17 protein-coding genes and 1 riboswitch are annotated in these 20,906 nt (G+C 70.7%); of the genes, 10 read left to right on the forward strand and 7 right to left on the reverse strand.

Translation table 11 applies throughout. The annotated features are described in order from the left end of the window. Positions 1 to 233 precede the first annotated feature (233 nt). The 8 genes from sigR to ACFY6U_RS47835 all read left to right on the forward strand — a co-directional run bounded on the left by sigR (position 234) and on the right by ACFY6U_RS47835 (position 8,693). The gene (sigR, locus tag ACFY6U_RS47800) at positions 234 to 917 is read left to right on the forward strand and encodes an RNA polymerase sigma factor SigR (RefSeq protein WP_189267612.1); all 684 of its coding nucleotides are present in this window, start codon (positions 234 to 236) and stop codon (positions 915 to 917) included. Beyond that, positions 914 to 1,240 (forward strand): mycothiol system anti-sigma-R factor, encoded by a 327-nt coding sequence (gene rsrA, locus ACFY6U_RS47805; RefSeq protein WP_390048808.1) that lies wholly within the window; start codon positions 914 to 916, stop codon positions 1,238 to 1,240. The genes sigR and rsrA overlap by 4 nt, the downstream gene beginning before the upstream one ends. Before the next feature lie 153 nt (positions 1,241 to 1,393). Continuing rightward, entirely contained in the window at positions 1,394 to 2,731 is a 1,338-nt protein-coding gene (locus tag ACFY6U_RS47810) for an HD-GYP domain-containing protein (protein ID WP_390048810.1), read from the forward strand. Between the two features lie 116 nt (positions 2,732 to 2,847). Then, on the forward strand, positions 2,848 to 4,059 hold the full coding sequence (locus tag ACFY6U_RS47815) for an HD-GYP domain-containing protein (RefSeq protein ID WP_390048963.1): 1,212 nt from the start codon (positions 2,848 to 2,850) through the stop codon (positions 4,057 to 4,059). Positions 4,060 to 4,173: 114 nt separating this feature from the next. Continuing rightward, entirely contained in the window at positions 4,174 to 5,154 is a 981-nt protein-coding gene (locus tag ACFY6U_RS47820; protein WP_351489718.1) for a hypothetical protein, read from the forward strand. 128 nt (positions 5,155 to 5,282) lie between these two features. Beyond that, on the forward strand, positions 5,283 to 5,933 hold the full coding sequence (gene def / locus ACFY6U_RS47825) for a peptide deformylase (RefSeq protein WP_390048812.1): 651 nt from the start codon (positions 5,283 to 5,285) through the stop codon (positions 5,931 to 5,933). 298 nt (positions 5,934 to 6,231) lie between these two features. After that, positions 6,232 to 7,317, forward strand: a complete 1,086-nt coding sequence (cyc1, locus tag ACFY6U_RS47830) for an epi-isozizaene synthase (protein ID WP_390048814.1) — start codon at positions 6,232 to 6,234, stop codon at positions 7,315 to 7,317. After that, a complete protein-coding gene (locus ACFY6U_RS47835) occupies positions 7,314 to 8,693 on the forward strand; it encodes a cytochrome P450 (RefSeq protein ID WP_390048816.1) in 1,380 nt (459 codons plus the stop codon). Before cyc1 ends, ACFY6U_RS47835 begins: the two co-directional genes overlap by 4 nt. A 39-nt stretch (positions 8,694 to 8,732) precedes the next feature. Here ACFY6U_RS47835 and ACFY6U_RS47840 read toward each other — a convergent pair whose 3' ends face one another. Further along, complete coding sequence (locus ACFY6U_RS47840) at positions 8,733 to 9,698, reverse strand: helix-turn-helix domain-containing protein (RefSeq protein WP_390048818.1); 966 nt, start codon at positions 9,696 to 9,698, stop codon at positions 8,733 to 8,735. 93 nt (positions 9,699 to 9,791) lie between these two features. Here ACFY6U_RS47840 and ACFY6U_RS47845 point away from each other — a divergent pair, with 93 nt between their 5' ends. Beyond that, on the forward strand, positions 9,792 to 10,034 hold the full coding sequence (locus tag ACFY6U_RS47845) for a hypothetical protein (protein WP_351489583.1): 243 nt from the start codon (positions 9,792 to 9,794) through the stop codon (positions 10,032 to 10,034). On the opposite strand, the gene ACFY6U_RS47850 is transcribed toward ACFY6U_RS47845, so the two are convergent. The 3 genes from ACFY6U_RS47850 to ACFY6U_RS47860 all read right to left on the reverse strand — a co-directional run bounded on the left by ACFY6U_RS47850 (position 9,947) and on the right by ACFY6U_RS47860 (position 14,135). Beyond that, the gene (locus ACFY6U_RS47850; protein WP_390048820.1) at positions 9,947 to 10,954 is read right to left on the reverse strand and encodes a ribonucleotide-diphosphate reductase subunit beta; all 1,008 of its coding nucleotides are present in this window, start codon (positions 10,952 to 10,954) and stop codon (positions 9,947 to 9,949) included. The two genes, ACFY6U_RS47845 and ACFY6U_RS47850, sit on opposite strands and share 88 nt — an antisense overlap. After that, complete coding sequence (locus ACFY6U_RS47855) at positions 10,954 to 13,329, reverse strand: ribonucleoside-diphosphate reductase subunit alpha (protein ID WP_390048822.1); 2,376 nt, start codon at positions 13,327 to 13,329, stop codon at positions 10,954 to 10,956. The genes ACFY6U_RS47850 and ACFY6U_RS47855 overlap by 1 nt, the downstream gene beginning before the upstream one ends. Positions 13,330 to 13,450: 121 nt before the next feature. Further along, positions 13,451 to 13,611: riboswitch (cobalamin riboswitch) on the reverse strand. A gap of 17 nt (positions 13,612 to 13,628) precedes the next feature. Then, positions 13,629 to 14,135 carry a GNAT family N-acetyltransferase gene (locus ACFY6U_RS47860; RefSeq protein ID WP_390048823.1) on the reverse strand — a complete coding sequence of 169 codons (507 nt, stop codon included), beginning with the start codon at positions 14,133 to 14,135 and terminating at the stop codon, positions 13,629 to 13,631. A gap of 165 nt (positions 14,136 to 14,300) precedes the next feature. On the opposite strand from ACFY6U_RS47860, the gene ACFY6U_RS47865 reads away from it, so the two are divergent. Continuing rightward, positions 14,301 to 17,855: an ATP-binding protein gene (locus ACFY6U_RS47865; protein ID WP_390048824.1), complete on the forward strand. Its 3,555-nt coding sequence runs from the start codon at positions 14,301 to 14,303 to the stop codon at positions 17,853 to 17,855. Positions 17,856 to 17,966: 111 nt separating this feature from the next. Here the strand turns inward: ACFY6U_RS47865 and mctP are convergent, their stop codons facing one another. The 3 genes from mctP to ACFY6U_RS47880 form a co-directional block, all read right to left on the reverse strand. Continuing rightward, a complete protein-coding gene (mctP, locus tag ACFY6U_RS47870; RefSeq protein WP_390048825.1) occupies positions 17,967 to 19,577 on the reverse strand; it encodes a monocarboxylate uptake permease MctP in 1,611 nt (536 codons plus the stop codon). After that, on the reverse strand, positions 19,574 to 19,855 hold the full coding sequence (locus ACFY6U_RS47875) for a DUF3311 domain-containing protein (RefSeq protein WP_390048827.1): 282 nt from the start codon (positions 19,853 to 19,855) through the stop codon (positions 19,574 to 19,576). The genes mctP and ACFY6U_RS47875 overlap by 4 nt, the downstream gene beginning before the upstream one ends. Before the next feature lie 174 nt (positions 19,856 to 20,029). Further along, positions 20,030 to 20,794, reverse strand: a complete 765-nt coding sequence (locus tag ACFY6U_RS47880) for a GntR family transcriptional regulator (RefSeq protein ID WP_093499171.1) — start codon at positions 20,792 to 20,794, stop codon at positions 20,030 to 20,032. Positions 20,795 to 20,906 lie beyond the last annotated feature (112 nt).

Below are 20,906 nucleotides of genomic sequence, written 5' to 3' on the forward strand. Positions count from 1 at the left end.
ACCACTGTTGAGGCGGACAGAAGTGCTGGGACACCAGCGCCGACGCCGAAGGAGAGGAAGTCCGCCGCATGGGTTCGACCATCTGCCCGAGCCGAAGCAGCAGCGCTGACCTGGACTGGACGGTGCTGCACGCGGCCAAGACCGCTCCTATTCGAGCGGCGGCAGGCACGGGTCGTGTTCTATCCTCCGAGACGAGTGGGATCGGTTTTGGTCCTGCCCGGGATCTTGAGGAGGTGGGTCCGGTCACCGGTACCGACGCAGGGACCGACAACGGCCAGGCGGAGCTGCCCGAGGGCCAGGGCGTCAGCGCGGAGTCGACCTCGGAGCGCACCGCGCGCTTCGAACGGGACGCGCTCGAATTCCTCGACCAGATGTATTCGGCCGCGCTGCGTATGACGCGCAACCCGGCCGACGCCGAGGACCTGGTGCAGGAGACCTACGCCAAGGCGTACGCGTCCTTCCATCAGTTCCGTGAGGGCACCAACCTCAAGGCCTGGCTGTACCGCATTCTCACGAACACCTTCATCAACTCGTACCGCAAGAAGCAGCGCGAACCCCAGCGCTCCGCGGCGGAGGAGATCGAGGACTGGCAGCTCGCCCGCGCCGAGTCGCACATGTCGACGGGCTTGCGCTCCGCGGAGTCGCAGGCGCTCGACCACCTGCCCGACTCGGACGTGAAGGAAGCGCTGCAGGCGATCCCCGAGGAATTCCGCATCGCCGTCTACCTCGCCGACGTAGAGGGCTTTGCCTACAAGGAGATCGCGGACATCATGGGGACACCCATCGGTACGGTGATGTCCCGGCTGCACCGAGGCCGCCGTCAACTGCGCGGCATGCTGGAGGACTACGCGCGGGAGCGCGGGCTCGTCCCGGCCGGCGCCGGAGAGTCGAACGAAGCGAAAGGCTCGGGCTCATGAGCTGCGGAGAGCCGCACGAGACGGACTGCAGTGAGGTACTCGATCATCTGTACGAGTTCCTCGACAGTGAGATGCCTGACGTCGATCGCGTCAAGTTCAAGCAGCACTTCGACGAGTGCTCCCCCTGCCTGGAGAAGTACGGGCTGGAGGAGGCCGTGAAGAAGCTGGTCAAGCGGTGCTGCGGGCATGACGACGTACCCACCGACCTGCGCGCCAAGGTACTGGGGCGGCTGGATCTGATCCGGTCCGGCCAGGCCGTCCCGGACCACGACGTCACGACTGTCCGGGCCGCCCAGCCCGCACAGGTCACGCCGGAGAGCTGACCGCGCCGGCGCCGCCGACAGGCGGCGCCGGCCCGTTCCCGCCCCGGTGTCCCATCACCCGAACGTGCTAATCCTCCGGTCATAAGCCCCGGACCCTCCGGCTCCCGCCCTAGGCTCCGGAGCCTGGACAGGCATGGTCGGGGGAGGGGCGAGATGGAGGCGGTCCCGGTACGGGTACGCGCGTACGTGACCTGCGTCGCCCTCGCCGCCCTGCTCTGTCTGCTGCCGCTGCCCGACCTGCGTGCGCCCTGGTGGGCCGTCGCCCTCCTCTCCGCGCTGTACGCGGCCTGCGAGCACGTCGTGCGGCGCCGCCTCGGCGGCACCTTCTACCCGGTGCTGCTCGCCGGTGCCTTCCTGCTGCCACCGCCGGCCGCCGCGCTCGTACCGCTGCCGGGTGCGCTGCTCTCCCGCGCCGAGCAACGGCCGCAGGCGCTGCGCCGGACCTGGCGGGCCGCCGAGCTGGCGCTCGCGGTCTGGGGCGCGGGGCGCGTGCACTGGGCGCTGGGCGGGCGGGACTCGGTGGTGGGCTGCGACTTCCCGTACGCACTGCTGCCCTGCGCCGCGGCCGTGCTGGCCTTCTGCGCCGTTCTCGCCGTGCTGGACGGCGGGATCCTCGCCGTTGCCGAGAGGGTTCCGGTGCGCCGGGCCTGGCGCGGCCTGCTCTCCCGCTCGCTCGCCCCGGTCGGGGTGCACGGGCTGGCCGGGCTGATGATGGCCGTGCTCTGGCGCAGCCCCTACGGTCCCGTCGCAGCTCTGCTCGTCCTGTTGCCGATGTGCGTGTCCTGGTGGGTGTTCGCCCAGTACCACCGCGAGCGCGCAGCCCACCAGGCCACCATCCGCGCGCTCGTCCAGGCCGTCGACATCAAGGACGGGTACACCCGCGGGCACAGCGAGCGGGTCGGACACGCCTCCGTGATGATCGCGCGCGAACTGGGCATGGACGACGACCGGGTGGAGGTGCTCCGCTTCGCCGGCATCCTCCACGACGTGGGGAAGCTGGGCGTCCCCACCCGGCTGCTCCGCAAGGACGGTCCGCTCACCCCGGAGGAACGGCGGATCATCGAACTGCACCCCGAGTACGGCCACGAGATGGTGCGCGGGATCTCCTTCCTGGGGGAGGCCCGCGCGGCGATCCTCCACCACCACGAGCGCATCGACGGCAGCGGCTACCCGTACGGACTGGCGGGCGGCCAGATCCCGGAGTCCGCCCGGGTGGTGGCCGTCGCTGACGCGTTCGACGCGATGACGTCGACGCGCTCCTACAGCAGGGCCCGGCCGGTGGCGGCCGCCGTGGCGGAGTTACGGCGGTGCGCGGGGCGGCACTTCGACGCGGGGATCGTCGACGCCCTGACCCGAGCGCTGGCCAGGCACGGCTGGCACCCGGCGGTCACCGCCGACGTCCGGTCACCGGACCCGGCGGAGCCGCCCGGCCCGGCCCGCTCCGGTCCGCCGAGCGGTGACCGCGAAAGCGCCGGACGAGGTGCCCCGTGACGTCCGGGGCCCCGGCGTTCGCCCCGGGGCCGGCGGCCGGTGGCAGCGGCAGCGGCAGCGGTGCCGCCGGTCCGGCCGCGGTCCTCCGCTCCCGCCGCCCCGCCGCGCTCGGCTGCATCCGCCTCGCCGCCCTGCTCCTCGCCCTCGGCTGTCTCGCCGGCACCCTCTGGGAAGGCCTCGACGACCGCGGCACCGCCCTGGCCTACGGCGTGCTCGTCGGCGTCGGCGAGTGGGCCCGGTGGACCGGCGCCGAGGTACGGGAGGCCGCACCGCTCGGGGCCGCCGGCGCGCTCGCCTACGCCCTGCTCGGCGCCGATGCCGGGGCCGCCACGCACGACGGGGCCTTCCAGGTCGTCACCGTCGTCTGCGCCGCCTCGCTGCTCGGCAACGTCCCGCACATAGCCGACGGGCGGCGGCCCACCCTCGACCACCTCACCCGCCGCGTCCTCACCGTCGGCTTTGCCGCCGTCTGCTTCCAACCCCTCTACAGCAGGGGCGCGTTGGAGCATTGGGACGGACCGGCGTACGCCCTGCTGCTCGTCGCGCTCCTCGTGCTCACCGCGCTGTGCGACGCCGTGCTCGCCGCCGCGCAGGCCCACTCGCGGACGGCATGGCCGTTCGGGCCGCTGCTGCGGGACGAGCTGCGCGGGCTGCTCGGCATCGGGTCCGCCGTCTGCGCCACCGGGGCCGTGATGGCACTGGCCGTCGCCGTCGTCGGGCTGTGGGCGCTGCCCGTGTTCTGCCTGCCACTCCTCCTCACCCAGCTGTCCCTGCGCCGGTACGCGGCCGTCCGGGCCACCTACCGGCAGACCATCGCCTCCCTCGCCCGCGCCACCGAGATAGCGGGGTACACCCCGGCCGGGCACGCCCGCCGGGTCGCCACGCTGAGCCAGGCCGTCGGGCGGGACCTGGGACTGTCCGGGGCGGAGCTCACCGTCCTGGAGTACGCGGCGCTCATGCACGACATCGGCCAGCTCAGCCTCGTCGACCCGGTGCCCGCCGGGGCCACCGCCGGGCTGCCGGCGGCGGAGCAGCGCCGGATAGCCCTGCTCGGCGGCGCCGTCGTACGGCAGACCGGGGTGGACGCGGCGGTCGCCGTGGTCGTGGAACGGCAGGCCGACCCCTACCGGGAGCAGCCGGTCGCCGCGCGGATCGTGCGGGCCGTCAACGCGTACGAGGAGAAGGCCCGGGATTCCGGGCCCGGCGGGCCGCTGACGGCGCTGGAGGAGTTACGGCTGGCCACCGCCGGGGACTACGCTCCGGAGGTTGTGGAGTCCCTGGCCCGCGTGCTCTCCAGAGACTGTCTGACCTTGCGCGCGGCTGGGTAACCCATGGGTAATGAGCGGCGCTCCCGTCGTACGTGGTTGGATGCGAGGGAGAGGGTGATGTCCGGGGGCACAAGCCAGCCCACTGTGCGGAACTGGAACTGGCAGGCGGGAATCGTGAGGATCTTCGGCAAGGGACGGCACCGGCCCTCCGCCTCCTGGCGGCAGGCCACCGACCGCGCGTTCACGCTGATCGGCGACGGCCGGTACGAGGACGCGGGCGAGCTGCTGACACGCGCCGCCGACCTGGAACCCTGGCTGTCGGAGTCCTGGTTCAACCTCGCCCTGCTGCACAAGTTCCGGCACGACTGGGAGCAGGCGCGGGCGGCCGGCCTGCGCGCGGTGGCCCTGCTCGACCGGGAGACCGGGGCGCCCGACTGGTGGAACGTGGGCATCGCGGCGACCGCGCTGCAGGACTGGCCGCTGGCCCGGCGGGCCTGGCAGGCGTACGGGCTGCGGGTGCCGGGCGGCGCCACGGCGTCCGGTGAGCCCAACGGCATGGACCTGGGCAGTGCCGCCGTACGGCTGTCCCCGGAGGGGGAGGCCGAGGTGGTGTGGGGGCGGCGGCTGGACCCCGCCCGCATCGAGGTGCAGTCCATCCCGCTGCCCTCGTCCGGGCGGCGCTGGGGCGAGGTCGTCCTGCACGACGGGGTGCCGCACGGCGAGCGGACCACGGCGACCGGGCACGCGTACCCCGTCTTCGACGAGATCGAGCTGTGGGCGCCGTCGCCGGTGCCGACCTGGGTGGTGCTGCTGGAGGCGGCGACGGAGGCGGACCGGGACGCGCTGGAGCAGTTGGCGGGGGATGCCGGGTTCGCGGCGGAGGACTGGTCCTCCTCGGTGCGGTTGCTGTGCCGGATGTGCTCCGAGTCGCGGATGCCGTCGGACGAGGGCGACGGGGTGCATCTCGATCCCCACGACCACAGTGAGCCGGGGCATCCGGGGCCGCTCGGGCATCGGACGGACGGGCAGCTGTGGGTGCCGGAGCGGGAGTGCGGGGTGGCTGCGCCGGCTTCGCTGGTGAGGGGGTTGCTGGACGGGTGGGTTGCGGACAGCCCGGATTCCAGGGACTGGCGGGATCTGGAAGAGGTTTGCTGAGCGCCGTTCGTCGGGTGCGGGCCGGTGGGGGCTTGTCGCGCAGTTCCCCGCGCCCCTGAAGGGGCGCGTCCACGTACCCTGTATCAGCAACATCACCCCCGTTTTACCTAGGAAGGCTTACGTCGGTCATGGCGCAGCAGGACACCGATCAGCAGCACGCGGGCGTGCTCCCCGTGGATGACGAGGGATTCGTCGTCGACACCGAGGGGACCGAGGAGCGCGAGAACGCCTGGCGTGAGCGGGGGACCTCGCGGCCCATCACCGTCGTCGGGAACCCGGTGCTGCACAAGGAGTGCAAGAACGTCACCGAGTTCGGCGCGGAGCTGGACCAGCTCGTCGCGGACATGTTCGCGAGCCAGCGGACCGCCGAGGGCGTCGGGCTCGCCGCCAACCAGATCGGCGTCGACCTGAAGGTCTTCGTCTACGACTGTCAGGACGACGAGGGCGCCCGGCACGTGGGTGTGGTGTGCAACCCGAAGCTGGTCGACCTGCCCGCGGACAAGCGGCGGCTGGACGACAGCAACGAGGGGTGCCTGTCGGTGCCCACGGCCTACGCCCCGCTCGCCCGGCCCGACTACGCCGAGGTCACCGGGCAGGACGAGAAGGGCAACCCGATCAAGGTGCGCGGCACCGGCTACTTCGCTCGGTGTTTGCAGCACGAGACCGACCACCTCTACGGCTACCTGTACATCGACCGGCTCTCCAAGCGCGAGCGCAAGGACGCGCTGCGGCAGATGGCCGAGAACGAGCCCCGCTACCCCGTGGTCGCCAACGACTGAGACGCAGAAGGACAGTTGTGACAACGCCTGGTCGGGCCCGCTCCGACCAGGCGTTCGTCATGTTCGGTCGGACTCGCTCGTCTGTGCGTCGTACATTCGATCCTTTGTGCACCCCTAGCGAACCTTAATCAGTCACACAAGGGGAGATTCTCGGCACTGTGGGGTAGTGAGTGAAGCAAATCCGTTCCCAGACCGGTCAGTTGTGGTGCTGAATGGGGACTGCGGGGATACGCAACGGCGCACGCCCGGCACAGCGGGAGGGGCGTGCGCACCTGGCTCGGCTGAGAGGGGTTTGTTCGTGCATGCTTTCTCACACAGCACCACATCGACGCCGACGGCGGTCGCGGTTCCACCGCAACTCGCCCTCCCGGTGATCGAGGCCGAGTTTCCCCGGCAACTGCATCCGTATTGGCCACGGCTACAGGAGAAGACCCGCCTCTGGCTGCTGGAAAAGCGGCTGATGCCGGCGGACAAGGTGCGGGAATATGCCGACGGTCTTTGCTACACCGACCTCATGGCGGGCTACTACCTGGGCGCGTCCGACGAGGTCATCCAGGCGATATGCGACTACAGCGCCTGGTTCTTCGTCTGGGACGACCGGCACGACCGTGACGTCGTGCACGGCAGGCCGGGCGACTGGCGACGGCTGCGGTTCCGGCTGCACGCGGCCCTCGACGCGCCCCTGCACCACCTGCACCACCCGGACACCCTGGTGGCCGGGTTCGCCGACAGCATCGCGCGGCTGTACGCGTTCCTGCCGGGGACCTGGAACCAGCGGTTCGCCCGGCACTTCCACGAGGTGATCGAGGCGTACGACCGCGAGTTCCGCAACCGCACCTCGGGTCACGTTCCCGGGGTCGATGAATACCTGGCCCTGCGGCGCCTCACTTTCGCCCACTGGATATGGACGGACCTGCTGGAGCCGAGCGCCGGGACCGAACTCCCGGACGCCGTACGGAAAAACCCGGCGTACCGTCGGGCGGCGCTGCTCAGTCAGGAGTTCGCCGCCTGGTACAACGACCTCTGCTCGCTGCCGAAGGAAATAGCGGGCGACGAGGTCCACAATCTCGGAATCAGTCTCGTCACCCACGAGGGAATGAGTCTGGAGCAGGCGGTCGAGGAACTCAGGCGACGCGTCGAGGAATGCATCAGCGAATTCCTGGCCGCCGAACGGGCCGCACTGCGGTTCGCCGAGGAACTCGACGACGGCACCGTGCGCGGAAAGGAACTCGGTGGCGCCGTCACGGCCTGCGTCGGCAATATGCGGAACTGGTTCAGTTCCGTCTACTGGTTCCACCACGAATCCGGCCGTTACATGGTCGACAGCTGGGACGACCGGTCCACGCCCCCGTACGTCAACAACGAAGCGGCAGGTGAGAAATGACCGTCGAGTCCGTGAAGCCCGCGACCGCGGAGGCTTCCGAACACGCTGAACTGCGCGAACCGCCCCTGGCCGGCGGTGGGGTGCCGATCCTCGGGCACGGCTGGCGGCTGGTCCGCGACCCGCTGGCCTTCATGACCCGGCTGCGCGCCCACGGCGACATGGTCCGCCTCCGGCTCGGCCCCAAGGAGGTGTACGCCGTCACCACCCCGGAGCTCACCGGCGCCCTCGCCCTGAACCCCGACTTCATCATCGCCGGCCCGCTGTGGGAGTCCCTGGAGGGGCTGCTCGGCAAGGAGGGCGTCGCCACCGCCAACGGCCCCCGCCACCGGCGCCAACGCCGCACCATCCAGCCCGCGTTCAACCTCTCCGCGATACCCGCCTACGGGCCGGTCATGGAGGAGGAGGCGCACGCGCTGACCGAACGCTGGCAGCCCGGCTCCACCGTCGACTGCACCTCGGAGTCCTTCCGGGTCGCCGTCCGCATCGCCGCCCGCTGCCTGCTGCGCGGCGACTACATGGACGAGCGCGCGGAGCGGCTCAGCGTCGACCTCGCGAGCGTCTTCCGCGGTATGTACCGGCGGATGGTCATACCACTCGGCCCGCTGTACCGGCTGCCGCTGCCGGCGAACCGTGAATTCAACCGGGCGCTGGCCGATTTGCATCTCCTCGTCGACGAGATCGTCGCCGAGCGCCGGGCATCTGGTCAAAAGCCGGACGATTTGCTGACGGCATTGCTCGCGGCGAAGGACGAGAATGGCGACCCCATCGGGGAACAGGAGATCCACGACCAGGTGGTCGCGATACTCACCCCCGGCAGCGAAACAGTCGCCTCCACGATCATGTGGCTGCTCCAGGTCCTCGCCGAACACCCGGAACACGCCCGGAAGGTACGGGCCGAGGTCGAATCCGTGACGGGCGGTCAGCCGGTCGGTTTTGAGCACGTGCGCCGTCTCACCCACACCAACAATGTCGTCGTCGAGGCGATGCGTTTGCGGCCGGCCGTATGGATATTGACGCGGCGGGCCAAGGCCGACACCGAACTCGGTGGCTATCGCATTCCGGCCGGGGCCGACATCGTCTACAGCCCCTACGCCGTCCAGCGCGACCCGCACTCCTACCCCGGGCACCTCGACTTCGACCCGGACCGCTGGCTGCCGGAGCGGGCGGGGGACGTGCCCAAGTACGCCATGAGCCCCTTCAGCGTCGGCAACCGCAAATGCCCCAGCGACCACTTCTCCATGACCCAGCTCAGCCTGATCACCGCGGCCCTGTGCGCCAAGTACCGCTTCGAACAGGTCCCCGGGTCGAACGACACCACCCGGGTGGGCATCACCCTGCGTCCGCACCGGCTGCTGCTCGCACCCGTGCCCTGGTGACCTGCCCACCGGCGGGTCACGCCTGATACCGGCGCGCGCTCAGGCGGCCTGCGGGCCCCGGAACGCGCGCCGGTAGGCGTTCGGCGTCGTACCCAGCGACTTCACGAACTGGTGCCGCAGCGCGGCCGCCGTCCCGAACCCGGTCCGGCTCGCGACGGCGTCCATGGTCTCGTCCGTCCCCTCCAGCAACTCCTGCGCCAGCAGCACCCGTTGCCGCAGGATCCAGCGGTACGGCGTGGTGCCGGTCTCCTGCTGGAAGCGGCGGGCGAAGGTGCGCGGGGCCATCAGGGCGCGGGCGGCCAGCTGCTCGACGGTGACCTCCTCGTCGAGGTGCTCCGTCATCCAGGCCAGCACCCCGCCGACCGTGTCGCAGGGGCCCTCGGGCAGCGGGCGCTCGATGTACTGGGCCTGGCCGCCGTCCCGGTGCGGGGGCACCACCATCCGCCGGGCGATCTTCCGGGCGACCTCGGGGCCCTGCTCCTTGCGCACGATGTGCAGACAGGCGTCGATACCGGCCGAGGTGCCCGCCGAGGTGATCACCGGGTCCTCGTCGACGTACAGCACGTCCGGCTCGACCCGGGTGCGCGGATACCGGCGGGCCAGCAGCTCCGCGTGCCGCCAGTGCACGGCGCACCGGCGCCCGTCGAGCAGCCCGGCCGCGCCGAGCACGAAGACGCCGGAGCAGACGCTGAGCACCCTGGCGCCCCGGTCCACCGCCCGGCGCAGCGCGTCCAGCAGCTCGGGCGGGTGCTCCCTGGTGACATTGGCCTCCGAGGCCGGCACCGCGATCAGATCGGCCTCTTCGAGGCGGTCGAGGCCGTACGGCGTGGAGACGGTGAGGCCGGGCACGTGGGTGCCGAGCGCGGGCCCCTCCGCCGAGACCACCGCGAAGTCGTACACCGGCAGCCCCTCGTCGGAGCGGTCGAGGCCGAAGACCTCGCAGACCACCCCCAGCTCGAAGGGGTGCACACCGTCGAGGAGCACCGTGGCCACGTTCGTCAGCATGCTGCCAGTGTGCCTCGCCGCTGGCAGTAATTCGAGGGTGTGTGGCAGTGCTGCCACTCACGGTAAGGAGTCTGCGGCGCGACAGTGGTGTCCATGAACGGAAACCAGATCGAAGGTCTCGTCGGAATGGTCCTGGTCCTCGGCATCCTGGTCCTCATGGCCCTCCCGTCCGTGCTCGGCGTCCTGCGCGACAGGCGCATCGACCGGCAGATCAGGGAGGCCCACGAGGACCGCGGGGAGCGGCAGCCTCAGAAGTCCTCGTCCAGGTCGACGGTGCCCTCCACCGCCACCTGGTACGCGGACGGGCGGCGCTCGAAGAAGTTCGTCAGCTCCTGAACGCCCTGCAGCTCCATGAAGGAGAACGGGTTCTCCGAGCCGTACACCGGGGCGAAGCCCAGGCGGCCGAGCCGCTGGTCGGCGACGCACTCCAGGTACTGGCGCATCGAGTCGGTGTTCATGCCGGGCAGGCCGTCACCGCACAGGTCCCGCGCGAACTGCAGCTCCGCCTCGACGGCCTCCCGCAGCATGTCGGTGACCTGCTGCCGGAGCTCGTCGTCGAAGAGCTCCGGCTCCTCCTTGCGGACGGTGTCCACGACGTCGAACGCGAAGCTCATGTGCATCGTCTCGTCACGGAACACCCAGTTGGTGCCCGTGGCGAGACCGTGCAGCAGACCCCGGCTGCGGAACCAGTAGACGTACGCGAAGGCGCCGTAGAAGAACAGGCCCTCGATGCACGCGGCGAAGCAGATCAGGTTGAGCAGGAAGCGGCGGCGGTCGGCCTTGGACTCCAGGCGGTCCAGATTCTCCACCGAGTCCATCCACGTGAAGCAGAACTCGGCCTTCTCGCGGATGGAGGGGATGTTCTCGACCGCCGCGAAGGCGGCGGCGCGGTCCTCCGGGTCGGGGAGGTAGGTGTCCAGGAGCGTCAGGTAGAACTGGACGTGCACGGCCTCCTCGAACAGCTGCCGGCTCAGATAGAGCCGCGCCTCGGGGGAGTTGATGTGCTTGTACAGCGTCAGCACCAGGTTGTTCGCCACGATCGAGTCGCCGGTCGCGAAGAACGCGACCAGCCGGCCGATCAGGTGCTGCTCCATCGGGGACAGCTTCGCGAGGTCGGCGACGTCGGAGTGGAGGTCGACCTCCTCCACGGTCCAGGTGTTCTTGATGGCGTCCCGGTAGCGCTCGTAGAAGTCCGGGTAGCGCATCGGGCGGAGCGTGAGCTCGAAGCCGGGGTCGAGAAGGTTCTTGCTGGACATCACTGGCAGGCCTCGCAGGACTCGGGGTTTTCCAGGGAGCAGGCGACGGCGTCTTCGGGGGCCGCCTGCTGGACGGGGACGGTGGCTCGGGCCTGGGCGGCGCGGGCGATCCGGGTCGCCGGGCGCGAGCGCAGGTAGTACGTCGTCTTCAGGCCCGACTTCCAGGCGTACGCGTACATCGAGGAGAGCTTGCCGATGGTCGGCGTCTCCAGGAAGAGGTTCAGGGACTGGGCCTGGTCCAGGTACGGGGTGCGGGCGGCGGCCATGTCGATCAGGCCGCGCTGCGGGATCTCCCAGGCGGTGCGGTAGAGGTCGCGCACCTCCTGCGGGATCCAGACGAAGTCCTGCACCGAGCCGTTGGCCTCGCGCAGCGCCTCCCGGGTGCGGGCGTCCCAGACGCCGAGGTCCTTGAGGTCCTGCACCAGGTAGGAGTTGACCTGGAGGAACTCACCGGACAGCGTCTCGCGCTTGAAGAGGTTCGAGACCTGCGGCTCGATGCACTCGTACACGCCCGCGATCGAGGCGATGGTCGCGGTGGGCGCGATGGCGAGCAGGAGGCTGTTGCGCAGGCCCGTGGTCGCGATCCGCGCGCGCAGCGCCGCCCAGCGCTCCGGCCAGGTGAACTCGACGCCGTAGTGGTCGGGGTGCAGCACACCCTGCGCGGTGCGGGTCTTCTCCCAGGCCGGCAGTGGACCGTTGCGCTCGGCGAGGTCGGCGGAGGCCTCGTACGCGGCGAGCATGATCCGCTCGGCGATCCGGGTGGAGAGGGCCTTCGCCTCGGCGGAGTCGAAGGGCAGCCGCAGTGTGAAGAAGACGTCCTGGAGCCCCATCGCGCCCAGCCCCACCGGCCGCCACCTGGCGTTGGACCGGCCGGCCTGCTCGGTCGGGTAGAAGTTGATGTCGACGACCCGGTCGAGGAAGGTCACGGCGGTGCGGACGGTCTCGTCGAGCCGCTCCCAGTCGATGTCACCGGCCGTCGTGTCGACGAACGCACCGAGGTTCACGGACCCCAGGTTGCAGACGGCCGTCTCGCCGTCGTCCGTGACCTCCAGGATCTCCGTGCAGAGGTTGGAGGAGTGGATGACATGACCGGGGGTGGCCGTCTGGTTGGCGGTCCGGTTGGCCGCGTCCTTGAACGTCATCCAGCCGTTGCCGGTCTGCGCGAGGGTCCGCATCATCCGGCCGTACAGGTCGCGGGCCGGGATGGTCCGGCGCGCCAGCCCCGCCGCCTCGGCCCTGCGGTAGGCCGCGTCGAACTCCTCGCCCCACAGGTCGACGAGTTCCGGTACGTCGGCGGGGGAGAAGAGCGACCACGGCTCGTCGGCGTTCACCCGGCGCATGAACTCGTCCGGGACCCAGTGCGCGAGGTTCAGGTTGTGGGTGCGGCGGGCGTCCTCACCGGTGTTGTCGCGCAGCTCCAGGAACTCCTCGATGTCGGAGTGCCAGGTCTCCAGGTAGACCGCGGCGGCGCCCTTGCGCCGGCCGCCCTGGTTCACGGCCGCGACCGAGGCGTCCAGCGTCTTCAGGAACGGCACGATGCCGTTGGAGTGCCCGTTGGTGCCGCGGATGAGCGACCCGCGCGAGCGGATGCGGCTGTACGACAGACCGATGCCGCCGGCGTGCTTGGAGAGCCGGGCGACCTGGTGGTAGCGGTCGTAGATCGAGTCCAGCTCGTCCTTCGGGGAGTCGAGGAGGTAGCAGGACGACATCTGGGGGTGCCGGGTGCCGGAGTTGAAGAGGGTGGGGGAGGACGGGAGGTAGTCGAGGCGGCTCATCAGCCCGTAGAGCGCGGCGACTTCGTCCACCGACCTGACGGTGTCGTCCTCGGCGAGACCGGCGGCGACCCGGAGCATGAAGTGCTGGGGCGTCTCGATGACCTTGCGGGTGATCGGGTGCCGGAGCAGGTACCGGCTGTGGAGCGTACGGAGGCCGAAGTAGCCGAAGCGGTCGTCCGCGGCCGGGTCGACGAGCGCGTCGAGGCGGGCCGCGTGCAGCCGGGCGAACTCGGCGGTGCGGTCGGCGACGAGGCCCTCGCGGTGGCCCACCGCCACGGACTCGGCGAAGGACGTCACGCCCTGCGAGGCGGCCTCGGCGCGGATGGAGACGGTGAGCAGACGTGCGGCCAGCCGCGAGTAGGCGGGGTCCTCGGAGATGAGACCGGCGGCGGCCTCGGTGGCCAGCTCGCGCAACTCCGACTCGTCGGCCCGCGCGGACCGCCCCCGCAACGCGGCGGCGGCGACCCGGCCGGGGTCGGCGTCGGGGAGGTCGGCGGTCAGCTCGGTCAGGGTCCGCAGCAACGCGGTACCGGGACCGTCGTCCGCCGCGGATTCCGCAGAGCTGGTCGCTGAAGCCGGGTCGGCTGGCGCGATGGTCACGTGGGGCTCTCCCTCGCTGGGCACGGGCCTGGCGGAGGGCAGGGGGCAGCACGAGCGCGCGGGCACGCGTCGAGACCCTGGCCCACTCCACGAGGCCCGGACGTCAGAACGCCCGAACCGGGTGGCTGGGCGTGCTGTCGGCAGGTCCTCGGACTGACTCCTGTGCACGAACATGCACAAGTACACCGTTGCGGGACAGTTCCGGATTCACACCGGATTCCCCTGCGGCGACAGCGAGCATGAGCATACATCTGGTGCCGGGCCGCGATGCCACCCCCAGATGTTGTGTCGTGGCGGTGTCAGAGCGTCAACTCGTAGGTGAGGAGAGTGATGTCGTCCAGGTGCGGCACGGGATTCCAGTCGCGCTCCGGTGTGCGGACGAAGCCGAGGCGCTCGTAGAGCCGGTGGGCGGTGTGCATGGCGCGCTGGCTCGACAGGACGACGGCCGTGCAGCCGTCCGTGGCCCGGGCGCGGTCGATGCAGGCGCGGACGAGAGTCTCGCCGGCACCTCGGCCGCGGGCCTCGTGTGCGACCGCGAGCGCCCTGATCTCGGCCTCGCCGGGGCGGGCGATGTCGGCGATCGGGCCGGGGCCGGGGACGAAGGTGACGCCGCCGAGGAGCCTTTCGCCCTCCACCGCCACGAGCACCTCGGCGGCGGCCGCCCTGCTCGCCACGTCCTTCAGCACGGGCAGGTACGCGTCGCCCTCGCCGTAGTCGAGGAGGCCGTCCCGGAGGTAGGCCTGGGCGGTGAGCTCGCCGAGTGCGGCGTGTTCGGTGGGGTCCACGGGCCGGATCGTGATGTCCATGGTGCGAGTCTGCCGGACTCCCGCATGCGGGAACCTCCCGTTTTCCCCGGTGGGGCGCCCGGGTTGCGGGCTGTGCCGGGAGTGCTTCCATGGAAGGAGGTGCCGGTGCCCGCGGGGGCCCTTCGTTCCGAGAACCACTCCGGGAACGCGCAAGGAGAAGGCACCATGACAAGGGTCGTCCGTCACCCGCCCGGCAAGGAGCAACCGCGCGACGCGCCGATGGCGACACTGGGCCTGCGGCGCGCGGGCAACCGGGTCGGAGCCGGTCTCGTGGGCCGCTGGCACGCCCTGACGATCCGTATGGAGGCCCACCGCGGCGCCACCCGTCCCAGGAAGTGGCACCGGTGGGTCTCCTACGCCAACGTCACCAGGGCGATCTGGATCGTCGCCGTGCTGGCACTGCTCGCCTGGATCGTCGAGGGGCTGTACATCCTCTTCAGCGGCAGTACGACCTGGTTCGAGGGATGGCGGCGGCACAACGACGTCGGCTTCGAAACCGTCATCAAGTTCGTCGGTCCGATCCTCGCCGCCTCCGTCGCCGCCGCACTGTTCCTGTTCTGGTGGTACCGCTGGACCAAACGGCGTTATCTCGCCAAGGCGCTGCGGGATCCCCGCAAGCTGGTGCCCACCGCCGGCCCCGACACCGCCGAGATCGTGGGCAGGGACGAGGTCGCGCAGGTCATCGCCGAACGGCTGCGGGAGCGCGACACGCGTCGGCCCTATCTGCTGGTCGGCGGCGTCGGCGCCGGCAAGACCGCCGTCCTCGTACGGCTCACCGAACTCCTGGCCCACCAGAACGCCGTCCCGGTGCCGATCCGGCTCCGCGACGCGGTGGACGGTGCCGACCTCAACTTCGAACTCCTGGCCAGGCGGCGCTTCGCGGACGAGGCGCCCAAGGGCATCCTGGCGCGCACCAAGACCGACCGGGTCTGGCAGCAACTCCTCGCCGACGACAAGCCGGTCGTCCTCGCCGACGGTCTGGAGGAGGCCCTCCTCGACGACGGCCACCAGCAGCAGAACCGGGACAACATCATCCGCCGGGCCATCGAACGCGCCCACGAGGAGAAGCTGCCCCTGGTCATCGCCTCCCGGCCGCACAGTCCGCTGGAGAACACCTCGGCCGCGATCGTCGAACTGGAACCGCTCGGCGAGGAGGCGGCGGTGCGCTTCGTCGAAGCCGGCGTACCGGAGGGCGACGAGCGCCGGGTGGACTGGATCGTGGAGACGGCGGAGGTCACCGAGTCGCCGATCTACCTCCAGATCGCCCGCGAACTCCACCGGCGCGGCGCCCTGGAACAGGACCTTCGGCACCACGATCCCCATCACCTGAACGCCCGCGGCCGCGACCGGGCCACCCTGCGGCTGTGGCTGATGGAGAGCTGGGCCGAGGCGTTGTGCGAGGGGAAGCTGCGGGAGGATGTCGCGCTGGCCCCGCAGGAGCGCCGTGACGCCCTCGAACTGGTCTCGGCCCTGGCCTGTGTCGGACTGCTCCAGGACAAGCTGGAGGTCGGCCTCCCGGAGCTGCTCGACCCGGAGGTCCTGCACCCGGGTCCGGCCCGGCGCGCCCTGGCCCTGGCGGAACGCGTCTGGGCCGACCGGACGTTCGACCACTACGGCAGACACGGCAACGCCCTCTCCGACTGGCACCGGCGGCAGATCTGGGACGCGCTGTGCGAACGGCTCGGCGACGAGGAACGCCGACGGCTGCGCGCGGGGAACCTGGACCAGTGCCAGGCCGGCCTCGCCCGTCTCGCGGCCCAGGCGGGCAGGCTCAAGCTGGTGGAGGGCTCCGAGCGAAGGGTCCGGTTCCCGCACAGCATCATCCAGGCCTACTTCGGCTACCGGCTGCTGAACCAGCTGGGGGAGCGGGGTGCCGGCCAACTGGTCGAAGAGGCGCTGCAGCCGCCCGGTCCCAGCCGGGAACTGCTCATCGCGCTGGTGCTGTTGTCCCGGGCACGGGAGGCGGGGCTGCCGGATCCGGGGAGCGGGATCCGGGCCGTCGTGCGCAAGAGCGTCGCCGACCGGGTCCGGCAGTCGACCGTCGGGGGCCGCACTCCCGCCCAGCGGCTGCGCGACGCCGCGAGCCGTCGCACGGACGATCCGAAGGCCCTCGACCTCTACGCCGCGGCCGTGGAGATCGAGAGCGCGGAGGCCGATCCCCGGCACCTGGGCGACATCGTGGCCGCGGTGCGCGCACGCTGGCCCGCCTTCAAGGGGGACCGGCGCACGCTGAGGGACGCCAAGCGCAGGCTGCTCAAGCAACTCGGAGCCGCGCTGCGCAAGGTGTCCGACCGGGTCGACACCACCCCGCTGTACTGGGAGCTCTTCGAGATCGGCATCGAGGAGTCCTCCTACTCCACCCGCCTGGCCCTCGCGCAGGAGTTCGGCGCCGGCGGCAACGCCGCGTTCGCCGTGATCCGCGAGCGGGTCGGTCTGAACAGCGACCCGGTGCGGGAGTACGAGGACCGGCTCGACAAGCTGAAGGCCTGGAAGCGGCGGGAGTACGAGACGTGGGCCAAGGACATGGGGCGTGCGAGGTCGGCCAGGTCGCTCTCGGGCACCGTGTCGACCGAGCGCGTCCGGCGGCTGCAGCAGGACCGCAAGGAGCTCAACGACCGCTACCGCAAGCAACGGGTCGGCCTGTTCCGGGAGTTCGTGATGCGGGCCTGGATGGTCCCGATGCTCCTGGGTTCCGTCGACGAGGCCCACCGTGACGAGGCGCGGGAACGCCTCACCAAGTGGCTGCGCCACCTCGACCCGAACTTCACCGACGGCGCCCCCGACCTGCCGCTCGCCCTGGAGGCCGCGCTGGCCCAGGGCTTCAAGTACGCGGCCAACCGGCGTCAGCGGTATCCGGAGACCTACCCCGGCGGGCGCGCCGATCTGATCCGGCAGGCGGAGACCGTGCTGCAACAGTCCCGGTGCTGGTACGCCCAGCTCAGCCTGTTGCAGGCCCTGTGCCTGTGGGAACTCGAGGACTGCGCCGACGGCGGCGGGGCCACCGCGGTCCAGACCGTGCGGCGGTGGCTGTCGATGACGGGCACGGTGAACCCGCCGCCGGGGCCGGCCGAAGGGTCCGGCGGGACGCCCCGGCGGTGTCTGCATCCGTTCGTCGCCGAAGCCGGTGATCTGGTGGCTCTCGCCCTGGAGACCGGACAGCCGGAGCGGTTCCTGTGGATCGACGAGAAGGGCGCGGCCGACAACATCGGGGCCCGCGCCGACACCGGCGGGGGCTACCGCAAACACAGCCTGTGGATCCCGCCGTCGGTCGGCTGGAGCACCCTGGACCCGCGTGCCCAGCGGCTCGTCGCCGACGTCCTGGTCATGCTGAACCTCATCGAACGGGACGGGCAGCCGGACGGGGTCGAGGAGCGCCTGGCCCGCGCGGAGCAGCCCGGTATGCCGCTGCCGCCGTGCATCCGTACGAACCGGGAGCCGCTGCGGCCCGGCCTGCGGATCGGCACGTCCACCCCGCCCGCACCGGGCATGACCTGTCTGCCCGACTGCAAGTTCCAGCTCTGCCCGTACCCTCCCCGCGGCTGGCTGCCCCGGGGGGAGATCCGCGAGCCGTTCTGTCGTCAGCAGCAGGCTCTGCTGCCCGGCAGCGTGCGGCGCTGGCTGCCGCGCGGGCTGCACCGCAAGACACCGCGCTGGGTCGGCATGCGGGTCCGTGAACTGGACCGCTTCTGGGACGAGATGGCCCGGCGGACGCGGGAGTAGCGATGCCGGGGAGATGGCCGTAGCGGGCCGCCGTGGTGCTTGATCTCGGCGGCCCGCTACGGGTTGTGTGTGATTGCTCGCGCAGTTCCCCGTACCCCTTTGGGGCGCGTTCTAGTGGGCGCTCCCTGCGACAGCCGGCGGGAGTTCCACCTCCACGCCCGGGTCGCCCGCGTCCGCCGTGTAGTCCTGGGGATTCGTCTCGTCGATGCCCTCGGGGGCCTTGAAGGCCTTCAGGGCGAAGGTCAGGATCACCGTGACCGCCACGTTCATCACGAAGGCGGTGAGGCCGATGTAGCCGATCTGGCCGAGGCCGGGGATCTCCTTGGACGAGCCGCCGAAGTGCGCCTGGGTCGGGGAGGCCACGCCGTACGCGGCGACCGTGCCGTAGACCATGCCGACCGCCCAGCCCGCCAGCAGGGCCCAGCGGTGGAACCAGCGGGTGAACAGGCCGCCGACCAGGGCCGGGAAGGTCTGCAGGATCCAGATGCCGCCGAGGAGCTGGAAGTTGATGGCGACCGTCTTGTCCATGGTGAGCACGAAGACCAGCGCGCCCACCTTCACCAGCAGGGAGACCAGCTTGGAGACCTGGGCCTCCTGCTTCGGCGTGGCGTCCGGCTTGATGAAGTCCCGGTAGATGTTGCGGGTGAAGAGGTTCGCGGCCGCGATGGACATGATGGCCGCGGGGACCAGGGCGCCGATGCCGATCGCCGCGAACGCCACGCCCGCGAACCAGTCCGGGAACATGTTCTCGAACAGCTGGGGGATGGCCAGCTGGCCGTTGGTGACCTTGACGCCGGCCGCGATGGCCATGAAGCCGAGCAGGGCGAGCAGGCCCAGCATCAGGGAGTACAGCGGCAGGATCGTGGTGTTGCGGCGGATCACGTCACGACTCCGGGAGGAGAGCGTCGCGGTGATCGAGTGCGGGTACATGAAGAGCGCGAGGGCGGAGCCCAGCGCCAGGGTGGCGTACGTCCACTGGCCGGCCGCGGGCGGGACGAGGCCGCCCGCTCCCGCCGCCGTGAACTTGTCACCCGCCTTGGCGAAGATGTCGTCGAAGCCGCCCAGCTTGATCGGGATGTAGATGATCGCCACCGCGATGACGATGTAGATCAGCGCGTCCTTCACGAACGCGATCAGGGCGGGGGCCCGCAGGCCGGAGGAGTAGGTGTAGGCCGCAAGCACGCCGAAGGCGATGAGGAGCGGGAGGTCCTTCACGAACCAGTTGGTGTTGTCGCCGCCTCCCACGCCCATCACGTCCAGCACCGCCTGGATGCCGACGAGTTGGAGCGCGATGTACGGCATCGTCGCCAGGATGCCGGTGAGGGCGACGGCGAGGGAGAGGCCCTTGGAGCCGAAGCGGCCGCGCACGAAGTCCGAGGTCGTCACATAGCCGTGCTTGTGCGAGACCGACCACAGGCGCGGCAGGAACGTGAAGATCAGCGGGTAGACCAGGATCGTGTACGGCACCGCGAAGAAGCCGGCCGCCCCCGCCGCGTAGATCGCCGCGGGTACGGCGACGAAGGTGTACGCCGTGTACAGGTCGCCGCCCAGCAGGAACCAGGTGACCCAGGTCCCGAACGACCGGCCGCCGAGCCCCCATTCGTCGAGGGAGTGCTCGTTCTCGGCCTTGCGCCAGCGCGCGGCCAGGAAGCCCATGACCGTGACGGCCAGGAAGAAGAAGATGAAGACGCCGAGTGCGACGCCGTTCACACCGTCCTTCACTGCTGCGCACCCCCGCTCGTGGTCCCGGTCTTGCGGGCGCGCTGGTCGCGCTGGTCGCGCTGCCACAGCTGGTAGGCGGTCATCGTGAGCGCGGTGGAGAGCAGCACCCACAGCATCTGGTACCAGTAGAAGAACGGGATCCCGATGAACACCGGGCCCGTCTTGGCGTACGAGCCCACCCAGAGCATCGCCACGAAGGGCGCTATCAGGCAGAGGGCGATGGCGACGCGGATGGGCGTCACCACCGCCGCTTTGGTCACATCGGACGCATCTGACATCTCGCGGCTCCGTCCCCTCACTGACCGCACGGCGATCACCGTCGTTCACCTGTGTAATGCGCAGGCAATCATGGCGAACGCACAAGGTCAGCGGAAGACCTCATCCGCATATCTGCATGTCGATTTCGTGGAGAAGGGTGACGTGCCGTCAGGAGGGGCGGGGTGCGAACGTGCTCAGTCCTGGGGCCGCTTGAGCCGGGCCACGAACTTGTAGCGGTCGCCGCGGTACACCGAGCGCACCCATTCCACCGGCTGGCCGTCGCGGTCCAGGGAGTGGCGGGAGAGCATCAGCATCGGCAGGCCGACGTCGGTGCCGAGCAGACCGGCCTCGCGCGGGGTCGCCAGCGAGGTCTCGATGGTCTCCTCGGCCTCGGCGAGATGGACGTCGTACACCTCGGCCAGGGCGGTGTACAGGGACGTGTACTTGACGAGGGAGCGGCGCAGGGCCGGGAAGCGCTTCGCGCTCAGGTGCGTGGTCTCGATCGCCATCGGCTCGCCGTTGGCCATGCGCAGCCGCTCGATGCGCAGCACGCGCCCGCCTGCCGTTATGTCGAGCAGTCCGGCCAGCCGGTCGTCGGCGGTGATGTAGCCGATGTCCAGCAGTTGCGAGGTCGGCTCCAGGCCCTGGGCCCGCATGTCCTCCGTGTAGGAGGTGAGCTGGAGCGCCTGGGAGACCTTGGGCTTGGCGACGAAGGTGCCCTTGCCCTGGATGCGCTCGAGCCGGCCCTCGACGACCAGTTCCTGGAGGGCCTGGCGGACGGTGGTGCGGGAGGTGTCGAACTCGGCGGCCAGGGTGCGCTCGGGCGGGACCGGGGTGCCGGGGGCCTGTGTCTCGGTCATTTCGAGCAGGTGCTTCTTCAGGCGGTAGTACTTGGGCACGCGCGCGGTACGGACGGCTGTCCCGCTCTCGTTCTCCGCACTGCTGACGTCGGTGCTCATGCTCCGCCTTCCCGGCTATTGACGCGGCTCGCCTCGTGGCACGGCAGCGTACCGGGATTCGCCCTGCACGCTGCGTGATCCCCTCTGTATACCGTCGCGGGCGCTGTTGGTC

Origin of the sequence: Streptomyces sp. NPDC013157 (genome assembly GCF_042899865.1) — a bacterium.
GTDB lineage: Bacteria > Actinomycetota > Actinomycetes > Streptomycetales > Streptomycetaceae > Streptomyces.